This window comes from Stenotrophomonas sp. RG-453, from assembly GCF_033843685.1.
In the GTDB taxonomy this organism is placed as follows: domain Bacteria; phylum Pseudomonadota; class Gammaproteobacteria; order Xanthomonadales; family Xanthomonadaceae; genus Stenotrophomonas; species Stenotrophomonas bentonitica_A.
Genome location: NZ_JAMYED010000007.1, coordinates 1 through 12,847 on the forward strand (window position 1 = coordinate 1; position 12,847 = coordinate 12,847).

The 12,847-nt window shown below is 65.4% G+C and carries 8 protein-coding genes and 1 pseudogene; 4 read left to right on the forward strand and 5 right to left on the reverse strand.

Annotated elements, in window-relative coordinates:
- Positions 1-199: 199 nt before the first annotated feature.
- The 5 genes from NJD74_RS13975 to NJD74_RS13995 form a co-directional block, all read right to left on the reverse strand.
- A complete protein-coding gene (locus NJD74_RS13975; RefSeq protein ID WP_319624380.1) occupies positions 200-3,397 on the reverse strand; it encodes a CusA/CzcA family heavy metal efflux RND transporter in 3,198 nt (1,065 codons plus the stop codon).
- Positions 3,398-3,405: 8 nt separating this feature from the next.
- Positions 3,406-4,356: an efflux RND transporter periplasmic adaptor subunit gene (locus NJD74_RS13980; RefSeq protein WP_024956705.1), complete on the reverse strand. Its 951-nt coding sequence runs from the start codon at positions 4,354-4,356 to the stop codon at positions 3,406-3,408.
- Complete coding sequence (locus tag NJD74_RS13985; protein ID WP_024956706.1) at positions 4,353-5,630, reverse strand: TolC family protein; 1,278 nt, start codon at positions 5,628-5,630, stop codon at positions 4,353-4,355. Before NJD74_RS13985 ends, NJD74_RS13980 begins: the two co-directional genes overlap by 4 nt.
- Before the next feature lie 87 nt (positions 5,631-5,717).
- Positions 5,718-6,074 carry a hypothetical protein gene (locus NJD74_RS13990; protein WP_024956707.1) on the reverse strand — a complete coding sequence of 119 codons (357 nt, stop codon included), beginning with the start codon at positions 6,072-6,074 and terminating at the stop codon, positions 5,718-5,720.
- Complete coding sequence (locus NJD74_RS13995) at positions 6,071-6,688, reverse strand: cation transporter (protein WP_024956708.1); 618 nt, start codon at positions 6,686-6,688, stop codon at positions 6,071-6,073. Before NJD74_RS13995 ends, NJD74_RS13990 begins: the two co-directional genes overlap by 4 nt.
- Positions 6,689-6,793: 105 nt before the next feature.
- Here NJD74_RS13995 and NJD74_RS14000 point away from each other — a divergent pair, with 105 nt between their 5' ends.
- The 4 genes and pseudogenes from NJD74_RS14000 to NJD74_RS14015 all read left to right on the forward strand — a co-directional run.
- Positions 6,794-7,207, forward strand: a complete 414-nt coding sequence (locus tag NJD74_RS14000) for a helix-turn-helix domain-containing protein (RefSeq protein WP_014159616.1) — start codon at positions 6,794-6,796, stop codon at positions 7,205-7,207.
- Entirely contained in the window at positions 7,204-8,475 is a 1,272-nt protein-coding gene (locus NJD74_RS14005; protein ID WP_319624381.1) for a site-specific integrase, read from the forward strand. The genes NJD74_RS14000 and NJD74_RS14005 overlap by 4 nt, the downstream gene beginning before the upstream one ends.
- Before the next feature lie 24 nt (positions 8,476-8,499).
- Positions 8,500-11,493: a Tn3 family transposase gene (locus NJD74_RS14010; protein WP_319624382.1), complete on the forward strand. Its 2,994-nt coding sequence runs from the start codon at positions 8,500-8,502 to the stop codon at positions 11,491-11,493.
- 73 nt (positions 11,494-11,566) lie between these two features.
- Positions 11,567-12,841: pseudogene (locus NJD74_RS14015) on the forward strand (efflux RND transporter permease subunit); the annotation flags it as partial.
- Positions 12,842-12,847: the final 6 nt, after the last annotated feature.

Consider the following 12,847-nt stretch of genomic DNA (forward strand, 5'->3'; position numbering starts at 1 on the left):
GCTGGCTGGCCTGCTCAACCGCACCGCGCTTGAACTCGGTGCTGAACTTCCTTCGCTTCGACATGAACACTCCTCATGGCCTTGATCGGCCTTCTCGTAAGTGTCCGTGAAAACGGGGGTGAACCCCGCAGGTCGTCCACCGCTTTCACGCCCGGGTCGGTAAACATCGCCGCACGCACCTGTTCCAGGTTGAGCTCGTTCATGGTGCCGAAGACTCCAAAGCAGTGCTGCCGGCGCGGGGAGCGCGGTCGCGATGCAGCCAACGATAAAGCACCGGCAGCACCAACAAGGTCAATGCGGTGGATGAGACGATGCCGCCGATGACGACGGTGGCCAGCGGCCGCTGCACCTCCGAGCCAGCACCGACATTCAAGGCCATGGGCAGGAACCCAAGCGAGGCTACCAGGGCGGTCATCAGCACCGGCCGCAGCCGGCCAAGGGCGCCGTCGCGTACCGCCTCGTCCAGCGGATCACCCTGTTCGCGCAAGCGGCGAATGAACGCGATCATGACCAGGCCGTTGAGTACGGCCACGCCCGACAGTGCGATGAAGCCCACGCCGGCCGAGATCGACAGCGGAATCCCGCGCAGGGCCAGCGCCAGCACACCGCCGGTCAGCGCCAGTGGCACACCACTGAACACGATGGTCGCGTCCTTGGCCGAACCGAAGGCCATGAACAGCAGGGCGAAGATCAACGCCAGCGTCACCGGAACGACCACCCCCAGGCGTTGGGTGGCCGAGATCAGCTGCTCGAAAGTGCCGCCGTAATCGATCCAGTAGCCCTCTGGAAGCGTGACATCTTGGCCGATGCGCGTGCGCAACTCGCCGACGAACCCGCCCAGATCGCGTTCCCGCACGTTGGCGGTGATCACCACGCGCCGCTTACCGTTTTCGCGATTGATCTGATTGGGCCCGCGTTCCACCTGGATCTTCGCCACTTCCCGCAGTGGCACCGTACGAGGCCCTCCATTGGCGCCGGCGGCCAGACGGCTGGACTCGTCGACACTGGTGCTTGCCGGCAGCGGAATCGGCAAATCTGCCAGCACGGCCGGGTCTTGGCGCTGCGATTCGGGCAGGCGCACCACCAGGTCGAAGCGACGGTCCCCTTCAATCAACTGGCCGGCGACACTGCCCCCAATGGCGGTGGCCACCGTTTCTTGCACGTCGCCCGGGTTCAGGCCATACCGAGCCAATGCCGCCGGATCTGGTGTGATGGTCAGCAGCGGCAGGCCGGTGACCTGCTCGGCCTTGACATCCTTGGCGCCGGGGACGCTGCGCATGATCCGCTCGACCCGGCTGGCCAGACGGGTCAGCTGGTCGAGGTTGTCACCGTAGACCTTGACCGCAACGTCAGAGCGGACGCCGGAGATCAGCTCGTTCGTGCGCATCTGGATAGGCTGGGTGAACTCGTAATTGCTGCCCGGAATTTCCTTGGCCGCTGCCTCCAGCTCTTCTACCAGCTCGGCCTTGGGCTTGCGCGGGTCGGGCCACTGGTCGCGGGGCTTGAGCATCAGGAAGGTGTCGGCCATCGACGGCGGCATCGGGTCGGTGGCCACCTCGGCGGTGCCGATCTTGGAGAAGATGTTGGCTACCTCCGGGAACTGGGCCAAGCGCTTCTCCAGCGTTTCCTGCATGGCGACCGACTGCTCCAGGCTGGTGCCGGGAATACGCATGGGCTGCAAGGTGATGTCGCCTTCATCCAGGCTCGGCACGAACTCCGAGCCCAGGCGGGTGGCCAGCACGCCACAGCCCACCACCAGCACGGCCGCGCCGGCCAGCACCACCACGCGCCGACGCAGCGCCCAATCCAGCAGCGGCCTATAGCGGGCCCGCGACCAGCGCATCAGGCGGTTGTCGTGCTCAGCCACGCGGCCGCGCAGGAAGGTGGCGATCGCTGCCGGCACAAAGGTCAGCGACAACACCATGGCACCGGTAAGGGCCAGCACCACCGTGATCGCCATCGGGTGGAACATTTTTCCTTCCACCCCGGACAGCGCGAAGATCGGCAGGTAGACCGCCGCGATGATGCCCAGGCCAAACAGGCTGGGACGGATCACCTCGGCGGTGGCCGAGGCGGTCAGGTCATAGCGCTCTTCATCGTTGAGCTGGCGGCCCAGCGCGTGCTGCGCCTCCCCGAACCGGCGCAGACAGTTCTCGATGATGATCACCGCCCCGTCCACGATCAGGCCGAAGTCCAGCGCACCCAGACTCATCAGGTTGCCCGATACGCCGCCACGGACCATGCCGATGATGGTGAACAGCATCGCCAGCGGAATCACTGCGGCGGTGATCAGCGAAGCGCGCACATTGCCCAGCAGCAGGAACAGCACCACCACCACCAGCAGCGCGCCCTCGATCAGGTTCTTGGACACCGTGCTGATCGTGCGGTCCACCAGCGCGGTGCGGTCATACACGGCCTTTGCATGCACGCCCGGGGGCAAGCTGGCGTTGGCGGCGTCCAGCTTGGCCGCAGCCGCTTGGGAGACCTCCCGGCTGTTGGCGCCGAACAGCATGAAGGCGGTGCCGACCACGACCTCATGGCCGTTCTGGGTGGCCGCGCCCGTGCGCAGCTCCTTGCCTTCCCCGACGCTGGCCACATCGCGCACCCGAATGGGCACGCCATCGCGCCGGTCCAGCACGATGTTGCCGATCGCCTCCAGATTGGCCAGCTGGCCGGGCACGCGCACCAGGAACTGCTGGCCGTTGCGCTCGATGTAGCCGGCGCCGATGTTCTGGTTATTGCGCATGACCGCGGCGACCACGTCGTTCAACGTGAAGCCCAGCGCCACCAACTGGGCCGGGTCGGGGGTGATGTGGATCTGCCGCTCAAAGCCGCCGATGGTGTTGACCTCGGTGACGCCGGGCGTGGTGCGCAGCTGCGGCCGGATCACCCAGTCCTGCAGGGTGCGCAGATCCGTGGCCGTGTACGGGGTGCCGTCGGGCTTGCGAGCGTTGGGCTCGGCCTCCACGGTGTACATGAAGATCTCGCCCAGTCCGGTGGAGATAGGCCCCATTTCCGGGTCCAATCCTTCGGGCAGCTGGGAAGCGATTTGCTGCAGGCGCTCGGCGACCTGCTGGCGGGCAAAGTACAGGTCGGTGCCGTCCTTGAACACGACAGTGACTTGGGAGAGCCCGTAGCGTGACAGTGAGCGGCTGTAGTCCAGCTTGGGCAGGCCGGCCATGGCCGTTTCGATGGCAAAGGTGACCCGTTGCTCGGCCTCCAGCGGTGAGTAACCCGGGGCCTGGGTGTTGATCTGGACCTGGACGTTGGTGATGTCCGGCGTGGCGTCGATTGAGAGGTGACGGTAGCTCCACACGCCCAGCGCAACCAGCGCAGCGGTGAACACCAGCGTCAGCCAGCGATGGCGGATGGACAGCCCAATGAGGCGTTCGAGCATGGCGGGCCTCAATGGTCTTCTTCGACGGTGGATTTTTCGATGTCGGCCTTGATCAGGAAGCTCTGGGCCACCACCACCTGTTCACCGGCCTTGAGCCCTTCCAGCACTTCGGCGCGCTCAGCGTCGCGGCGCCCCAGCTTGACCGACCGGGTGTGGTAGGTCTCTCCCTGCTGCACGTAGACCACGTCCTGGTCTTCTGCGGTCTGCAGCGCGGTGATCGGCACCACCAGTGCCGCCGACTGGCGATCCACGGTGACCCGCGCCTTGACCGCCGAACCCGGCCGCCACAGGCCATCGGTGTTGGCCACGGTGGCGCGCGCAATGGTGCTTTGGCTGGCCGTGGCGGTGCCGGGCAGGACGCGCTCCAAGGTGGTCTGCGCGGTGACGCCATCGCTCAAGCGGGTGACCGTCACCGGTACGCCGGCACCGATGTGCTGGACGTCGGCCCCAAAGATGTGCAGGTCCACCCACAGGGTGGACAGGTCGGCGACCTCGAACAGTGGCGCGCCCTCAGCAGCCGCCATGCCCACAGCGGCCGTACGCGCCATGACCACGCCACTGATCGGCGCGGTGACGGTATAGGTGGTCAGGCTCAGATTGCTCTCTACCGTGGCCAGTGCCTGGCCGGCCCGTACCTGATCGCCCACGCCGGCTCGCACGGAGCGGACCGGTCCGGGGAAGCGTGCAGTGACCTGCGCGATGCGCCCATCGATGGGGGTGAGCAGCCCTTGCACCTCATGCTCGTCAGCAATCTCACCGGGGCCTGCCGGCGCGACCTGGATACCCGCCGCCTGCGCCGCCTTGGCGGCAATCTTGGTTTCCAGCGGCGCTTCCTCGTGCTCGCCGTGCTCTTCGCCCTCAGCGGCGGCGCCGCCCTCAGAGGCTTCGTTGGGGGTCGACGCGTTGCAGGCGGCCAGCATCAGGGCCATGCCCAGTGCGGTCCAGGAAAAGCGATTCATGGGGTCTCTCCGGTGGAAGCGGCCGCCGGCGGCGTGACAAGCGCCTGGCCGGTCAGTCGTTGAATTTCGATCAGGGCGCGCTGCGCATCCAAGGCGACGTCAAGCTGCTGCTGGGCCATGGCCGTGCGTTCGGATTGCAACTGTGCCCATTCCAGATAGCTGATCGCGCCGGCGCGATAGGCCCGCTCGGCAGCCTGCTCGGCCCGGGCCAACTTCGGCAGTACGTCTCCTTGCAGCCGCGCCACCTCGGCCTGCGCCACGGTGTAGCGGCCATGGGCCTCGACCAGCGTGGAGTACAGCGACAGGCCCTTGGCCTCGCGCTCGATCGTCAGGACCTCCAGCTCGGCTTCGCCGGCGCGGATCTCTGGCTGTGCGCGGCTGCGGCTGCCCAGCGGTATGGACATGCTAGCGACCAGTGCAGTGTCGTCGGTCTCCTGCAGGCGGCGCACGCCGAGCTGCCAGGACAGGTCCGGTGAGGCCGCTGAACGTGCCAGTTGGAGTCGCGCCTGCGCGATCCGTCGGGCGTCGGCAAACTGCGCCAGTTCCGGAGTCCGCTCCAGCTCATCGGCCAGCGTCTGCATGGAGGCGATCGCCGGCAGGGCCATCGGATCGGCCGGAGCCACCTCGAAGGTGGGAGTACGTTCGCCCCACAGCGCGGCCAGATGCTGACGGGCGGCCAATCGCTGTTGCTCGGCCCGATCACGCGTCAGCTCGGCCCGCGCCAGCGCTGCCTGCGCGGTGAGCAGCACCGATTCGGGTGAAGCGCCGGCCTGCAGGCGTTGCCGGGCAGCGGCCACGGTTCGCTGGCGCTGGCCAACATCCATGTCCGCCAGGCTGTGTTGCCGGTCGGCACCGACAACGGCCAAATAGCGCTGCGCCGTCTCGGCGAGCAAGTCCAGCCGCCCGGTCTCGCGCTGCACGGCCAGTGCATCAATCCGGCTTTGGGCCAAGGTGCGCCGGGCGTCGAGCTTGCCGCCGCGCTCCAGCACCGAGCTCAGGCTCAAGGTCAACTCGGCGCTGTCCAGACCGCGGGCCGCGCCAGTGCCCAACGCATTTTCGACCTCGGCACCGAGCGTCCACGGTGGGCGCTGCACCGCCTGGTCGCGCTCGGCAGCGAGCACGGTGGCCCGCGCATCGACCAAGCGCAGCTCGGGGTGGGTTTGGGCCACGCGCGCGAACGCGTCGTCCAAGGTCATCAGTTCGGCCGCTGCCGCCGGCGTTGTCGCCGCAGTCAGCAGCAGCCATGCGGCCAAGGCCGCCAATCGCACATGCATGGAAGTACTCCGAAGGGTTTCGACATCAACAAACGATCACCAACCGCGCACAGCAGCAGGTCGCTAGGCCGGCGCTGCCGGCGGAGATCACCCTGCGATCGGAGGCCGGAACGGCGCGACCGGCTGCTCGTGCGGATACGGGACCGTGTTGACGTGCATCACCGACAAATGCCGGCCGATGTCCGCAACGGACAGCAGGATCTCAGGGGGCTGTGCGGCTTGGCTGCAGCACAGCGCCAGCTGGTGAAGCCGGTGCAAGGCGGCGCCGATGCCACGCTCAGGTGCTGGTGCGACCACTGCCGGCCCATGGGCGGCAATGGTCGGATGGATGTGAACGTGCAGTTCGCTCGCCAGACCCAAGACCGGCTGGACTAGCAAACCCATCGCCAGCTGCGCCAGCAGCAGCCAGCGTAGGCCCGTCCGCAGCCGGCCACGGGCGGTCATGCAGGGGTCTTGCGCGCGTCGGCACGTGCCCGGCGGGCATCACCCAGGATCTCGAAGGCTTCCTTGATCACATACAGACCGATCAGGGCGCCGATCACGAAATCCGGGTACGGGCTAGCCAACCACCACACCAACAGGCCGGCCAGGATCACCCCAACATTGGCCACCACATCGGCGCGGGTGAACAACCAGGTCGCCCGCAGGTGCACCTCGCCGGACTTCAGCGGCGCCAGCATGCGCAGCACCGTCACGTTGACCACCAGCGACAGCAGGGCGGTGCCAATCATCCAGCCGCTGACCGGCTCGGCACCGAACATTACGCGGCGGCCGACCTCGGCCAACACGCCCACACCCAGCACAAGCAGCACGCTGCCGCTGACCCACGCGGCATTGGCCTTGAAGCGCGCCGTGCGCCCAATAGCGACCAGGCCAATGGCATAGGCGGTGGCATCGGACAGCATGTCCAGAGCGTCGGCCAGTAGGCCAGTGGAATGGGCAATCCAGCCGGCGATGCCGCCGATCACGGCCATCGCCGCGTTCAATGCTAAGGCGATCCAAAGGACGCGCTGCTCCTGCGCATTCTTGGCCTCGTGGTGGCAGCCACAATCACTCATCGGAACATCTCCATTCGCAAGGAAGCCGGGCCCGGGCGGGACGCTGGCATGACACAGCCGGTGAGGGTAAAGTCCGTAGCTACTACGGAGTCAAGCGTACTACGAATGAAAATCAGTGAGGCTGCCGACGCCAGTGGGTGCCATCTGGAGACCATCCGCTATTACGAGCGGATCGGCCTGCTGCCGCGCCCGGGGCGCTCGGGCAATGGCTACCGGGTCTATGGCCCGGCCGACATCGAGCGACTGCGCTTCATTGCGCGCGGCCGGGACCTGGGCTTCAGCCTGGAGGAGGTCCGCAGCCTGCTGCAGTTGGCGGGCGATGAAGAGCTTTCATGCGGGGACGTGGATCGGCTGGCCCGCAGCCATCTGACCGACGTGCGGGCGCGCATGGCCGACCTGCAGCGCATGGCAAGCGAGCTGGAACGGGTGATTGCCAGTTGCCACGGCGGGCAGCGGGCTGAATGCACCATCCTGTCAACGCTGCGGCAGCCGGCCTCGGTGGAGGCCACGCGCCAGTGACCGAACTGGACCGCTACCTCGATGCGGCCACGCGCCAGAACACGGTGCGCAGCTATGCGTCGGCGCTGCGGCACTTTGAAGTCGAGTGGCAAGGACACCTCCCAGCGACACCGGACAGCGTGGCCCGCTACCTGGCCGCGTATGCGCAGACCCTGGCCACCAGCACCCTTCGCCACCGGCTGGCCGCCATTGCCTCTTGGCACCGCGACCACGGCTTTGTCGACCCGACCCGGTCGCCGCTGGTGCGCAAGGTGCTCAAAGGCATCCAGACCCTGCACTCGGGCCAGGTCAAGCAAGCCGCGCCGCTGCAGATTCGGCGGCTGGTCGAGCTCGATGACTGGTTGGCTGCCGCGATCGCTGCGGCGCATGCCCGGGGCGATGGAGCGGCAGCGCTTCGCCACCAACGGGACCGAGCGCTGGTGCTGCTCGGATTCTGGCGTGGCTTTCGCGGCGATGAACTGCTGCGGCTGGAAGTGGCCCATCTCACGCTGGTGCCGGGACAGGGGATGACCTGCTTCCTGCCGCGCAGCAAGGGCGATAGGCAGGCCGCCGGCGTCACCTACAAAGTGCCAGCGTTGTCGCGGCTGTGTCCGGTGGAGGCGACCCAGACGTGGCTGCAGGCGGCCGACCTGCACGAAGGGCCGGTGTTTCGGGCGGTTAACCAATGGGGCCAGGTGAGCGCCGAGGGCCTGCATCCCAACAGTTTGGTGCGCTTGCTGCGCGAGTTGCTGGCCAGTGCCGGGTTTGCCGATGCTGGGCTCCACAGCAGCCACTCGCTGCGCCGCGGGTTTGCCAGCTGGGCCAACGACCAAGGCTGGGATATGAAGGCGCTGATGGAGTACGTGGGCTGGCGCGATGTGCACTCGGCCATGCGTTACCTGGACGGGCGTGACCCGTTCGCCCGGGATCGCATTGAAGCGAGCCTGCCCAGCCCAACCGCGCCAGCTCCGACGATGGTGCTGCCGGCGCCCGAGGGCAAATCTGCCCTGCAGCTGCGCCTACGCCTGGTGCTGACCCCGTTTGCCCGCGCCGGCCGCGGCGCGGCCAAGGCCCGAGGCCGAATTGAAGAGATCTGCTTGGCCCCGTTCCAGGCTGTGCGCCTGAACACCGCCAGCAGCGAGTACCAGTTGACTGCTCCCACCGATCCCGAAAGGGATCTGGATGAAATCCTGGCCACGTTGCTCGATGACATGCACCGCATGGCCGATACGCACCAGTGCTTCCTGGAAGCGTCGCTCAGTACAGACGACGGCCGGCACTGGGACTGATCCCCCTCACACCCTCCGGATCCAATGGCTACCCTTCACGAGACCGCCTACCCGCGACTGAAGCCTGATCCCACCGCCAAGGAACTGGAGGAGATCTATACCCCGACCGCCGCTGAGATTGCATTCGCCAAGCAGCTGACCACCCAGCCGGGTCCGCAGCTGGCGGTACTGATTCATCTCAAGCTCTTCCAACGCTTGGGCTACTTCACGGTGTTGGCCGACGTACCCGAGCGGATCCGGAAGCACATCGCCAAGGCCGCCCGACTCGGGCGCGTATTGGACACCGACCAGCTCGAACGTTACGACGCCTCCGGCAGCCAGCGCCGGCATATGCCGCAGCTTCGGCAGTTCATTGGGGTGCGTCCCTTGGACAAAGCCGGGTTGTCTTGGCTGGACACGGTGGCCACCGGTGCAGCCCAGACCAAGCACACCATCCCGGACATCGTGAACGTCCTGCTTGAAGAGCTGGTGCACCATCGCTACGAACTGCCCGGTTTCCGCACCCTGGAGCTGGCCGCCATCGGCGCCCGTGAGCGGGTCAATCTGCGCTACTACCGCAGCATTAGTCACGCACTGACGCCTGCCACGCGCACGCTCATCGACGAATTGCTGCGCGCACCGGAAGGGTCCAGGTTCACCGGCTGGCAATCGCTCAAGCGCGAGCCCGGCCGGCCCACCAACAAGGAAGTTCGGTTCTATCTGCAGCACATCCGCATGCTGCAGCAGCTGGCCGACCAGCTGCCTCCCATCGATGTGCCGGTGCCCAAGCTCAAGCAGTTCCGTGCAATGGCTCGCGCCTACGACGCAAGCGAACTGGCCGAATTGGCTGAGGACAAGCGCTATGCGCTGGCCACCATCTTCATTCGCGCCCAGCACGCCAAGACCTTGGATGATGCAGCCGAGTTGTTCATCAAGCAGGTGCGTGGATTGGAAAACACCGCGCAACAGAAGCTGCTGGCCTACCAGCTCGAACATGCCAAGCGGGCCGACTTCCTCATCGGCCAGCTCAAGGAGATCCTGCAGGCCTATCAGCTCGACGGCAGCGATAGTCAGCGCGTAGATGCCATCGACAACAGCCTGGAAGCGGAAGTGTCGACCTTGCTGGCCGAATGCGAAGAACATATGGCCTACGCCGGGAAGAACTACCTGCCTTTCATGCTGCAGCCCTATGGCGCGGTCAGGCCGCTGCTGTTCAACGGGTTGGAGCTGATGAACTTGCGGGCGACCAGCCACGATGCCGGCATGGAGCCGCTGATCGCAGCGGTGCTCTCGCTGCGTAACCAACGCCGTGAGCTGATCGAGGTCGCTTCCCTTGGTTTGGACCCGGAAAAGGACTTCGACTGGATGTCCAAGCTCTGGCGTCAGCACGTGTTCGGCAAGCGTGCCAGCGCAGCAGGCGCCGGCTGGATGCACCGTAAGTACTTCGAGCTGGCCGTGCTGGTGCAGGTCAAAGACGAGCTGAAGTCCGGAGATCTCTTCATTCCCAGCAGCGAGCGCTTCGACGACTACCGCGAGCAGCTGGTCGATGAAGCTACCTTGGCCCAGGAACTGGAAGCCTATGGCCAGGTCTCAGGCCTGCCCACTGACGCCGAGTCTTTCGTCGCGGGATTGCGCGCACAATTGACCTCCCTGGCCGATGAGGTCGACGCGCGTTTCCCGGAGAACGTACATGCGGACATCCTGGATGGGCGCCTGGTGCTGCGGAAGGGGCAACGCGCCGAAGTCTCCAGCGCGATTACCACGGTGGATCGCCTCATCGCCGAACGGCTTCCAGAATCCAGCATCGTCGATGTCCTGATCGATGCCAGCCAATGGCTGGATCTGCACCGTTTCTTCCGCCCGATCGCCGGCACCGAGAGCCAGGTCGAAGATCTGCCCCGACGTGTGATCACCACGCTATTTTGCTATGGCTGCAACCTGGGGCCGACGCAGACGGCGCGGTCGATCAAGGGCTTCAGCCGGCGCCAAGTCGCTTGGCTCAACCTGAAATACGTGACCGAGGATGTGCTTGAGAAGGCCATCGTGGAGGTCATCAATACCTACAACAAATTCGACCTGCCTGGCTATTGGGGCAGCGGCAAGAGCGCATCAGCTGATGGCACAAAGTGGAGCGTGTACGAGGACAACCTGCTGTCGGAGTATCACATCCGCTACGGCGGCTACGGTGGCATCGGCTACTACCATGTGTCCGATAAATACGTGGCGCTCTTCAGCCACTTCATTCCCTGTGGCGTGCACGAGGGCATCTACATCCTCGACGGTCTGTTGGCCAACACTTCCGACATCCAGCCTGAGATCGTCCATGGCGACACGCAGGCCCAAAGCTACCCGGTCTTCGGCCTGGCCCACATGCTGGGCATCCAGCTGATGCCCCGGATCCGGAACATCAAGGACCTGACATTCTTTCGGCCCGAACCGGGTAGGGCTTATAAGAACATCCAGGCACTGTTCGGGGACAGCATCGACTGGCAACTGATCGCCACCCATCTCCACGACATGCTGCGGGTGGTGATCTCAATCCGATTGGGCAAGATCACCGCGTCCTCGATCCTGCGCCGGCTGGGCACCTACAGCCGGAAGAACAAGCTGTACTTCGCCTTCCGGGAACTTGGCAAGGCCGTTCGAACGCTGTTCTTGCTGCGCTACATTGATGACAATGAGATCCGCAAAACGATCCATGCTGCCACCAACAAGAGCGAGGAATACAACGGCTTCGTGAAATGGGTGTTCTTTGGCAGCCAGGGGATCATTGCTGAGAACGTCCAACACGAGCAGCGCAAGATCATCAAGTACAGCCAGCTGGTGGCCAACATGATCATCCTCCACAACGTGGAAGGCATGAGCCGGAACTTGGCCGAGATGAGGAAGGAGGGGATTGAACTGACGCCCGAGATCCTGGCCGGCCTGTCGCCTTATCGGACCAGCCACATCAATCGCTTCGGCGATTACCACCTGGATCTTGAAAGGGAAGTGGCGCCGCTGAGCTACACAGCCAAGGTGCTTGAACAGACCCCATAGATGGGGAGAACCTGCCCGAGAGATGAGCAATCAACCTTGAAATTCAGTCGCTTAGGCAGCTTTTGGCCCTGTACGTAATGATTCCCTGCCGACCCTCAAGCCCGAATCCGAATGGACCCGGAAGATCGACAAGCGCGAGCTGGTGGCGCAGATGCAGCGCATGCTGGAAGCGCGTATTCCCGGCCCCGAGTTCTCGATCTCCCAGCCGGTGCGCGACAACATCCTGGAAAGCATTTCCCAAATCAAGGGCCAGGTGGTGATCAAGGTAAGCGGCGAAGATCTGGACGTGCTGACCGGCCAGGCCCAGGCGATCCTGGCGCAGGTCAGAGGCGTGGAGGGCGTGGAGAGTGCTTTCATCGACCGCGACGGCAGCCTGCCGCAGCTGCGCATCGATATCGATCGTGATCGCGCAGCGCGCTACGGCCTCAACGTGCAGGATATCGATGCCGTGATCGAGACCGCCATCGGCGGCCGCGAGGTCGGCCAGCTGTGGGAGGGCGAGCGCCAGTTCCCGATCAGCCTGCGCCTGTCCGATGCCGACCGCGATCTGCAGCGCCTGCGCACCGTGCCGGTGGGTACGGCCTCAGGCCAGACGGTGACACTGGGAGATGTGGCGTACTTCAACATGGCCAGCGGTGCGATCAACATCTCGCGTGAGAACGCCCAGCGCGTCAAAGCTGTGAGCATCTTCATCGCCGGGCGCGACATGGGCAGCGTGGTGGCCGACATGCGCCGGCAGGTCGACGCGACCATCGATCTGCCGGAGGGCTACCGGATCGACTGGTCCGGCGAGTTCGAGAACCAGCAGCGCGCCATGGCCCGTCTGGGTTGGGTGGTGCCGCTCTCGGTGCTGATCATCTTCGTGCTGCTGTTCGATGCCTTCAAGGACGTCACCAGTGCCGCCCTGATCCTGGCGAACGTACCGCTGGCGATGATCGGCGGCATCCTGGCGCTGTGGCTGACCGGTATTCCGCTGTCGGTCTCGGCGGCGATCGGCTTCATCGCCTTGTTCGGGCAAGCGGTGCTCAACGGCGTGATCATGCTGACCCGGTTCGGCCAGCTGCGCGAACAGGGCATGGCGCTCTACGACGCCGTGGTGCAGGGCGCCCTGCAGCGCCTGCGCACGGTGCTGATGACGGCGCTGTTGGCGATGTTCGGCTTGCTGCCGATGGCCACCTCGCACGCGATCGGCGCCGAGACCCAGAAGCCACTCGCGGTGGTGGTGATTGGTGGGCTGCTATCGGCGATGCTGCTGACCCTGCTGGTACTGCCGACGCTGTACTACTGGGTGCATCGCCGGCGTGAGCAGCGGCGGGGTGGGGCAGCGATGGAGGTCGAGGCGGTGTAGGGGGCG

Bases quoted from the DNA above. Each gene is read 5' to 3' on its own strand.
- NJD74_RS13975 (WP_319624380.1), bottom strand. From the start codon at position 3,397: ATGCTCGAACGCCTCATTGGGCTGTCCATCCGCCATCGCTGGCTGACG.
- NJD74_RS13980 (WP_024956705.1), bottom strand. From the start codon at position 4,356: ATGAATCGCTTTTCCTGGACCGCACTGGGCATGGCCCTGATGCTGGCC.
- NJD74_RS13985 (WP_024956706.1), bottom strand. From the start codon at position 5,630: ATGCATGTGCGATTGGCGGCCTTGGCCGCATGGCTGCTGCTGACTGCG.
- NJD74_RS13990 (WP_024956707.1), bottom strand. From the start codon at position 6,074: ATGACCGCCCGTGGCCGGCTGCGGACGGGCCTACGCTGGCTGCTGCTG.
- NJD74_RS13995 (WP_024956708.1), bottom strand. From the start codon at position 6,688: ATGAGTGATTGTGGCTGCCACCACGAGGCCAAGAATGCGCAGGAGCAG.
- NJD74_RS14000 (WP_014159616.1), top strand. From the start codon at position 6,794: ATGAAAATCAGTGAGGCTGCCGACGCCAGTGGGTGCCATCTGGAGACC.
- NJD74_RS14010 (WP_319624382.1), top strand. From the start codon at position 8,500: ATGGCTACCCTTCACGAGACCGCCTACCCGCGACTGAAGCCTGATCCC.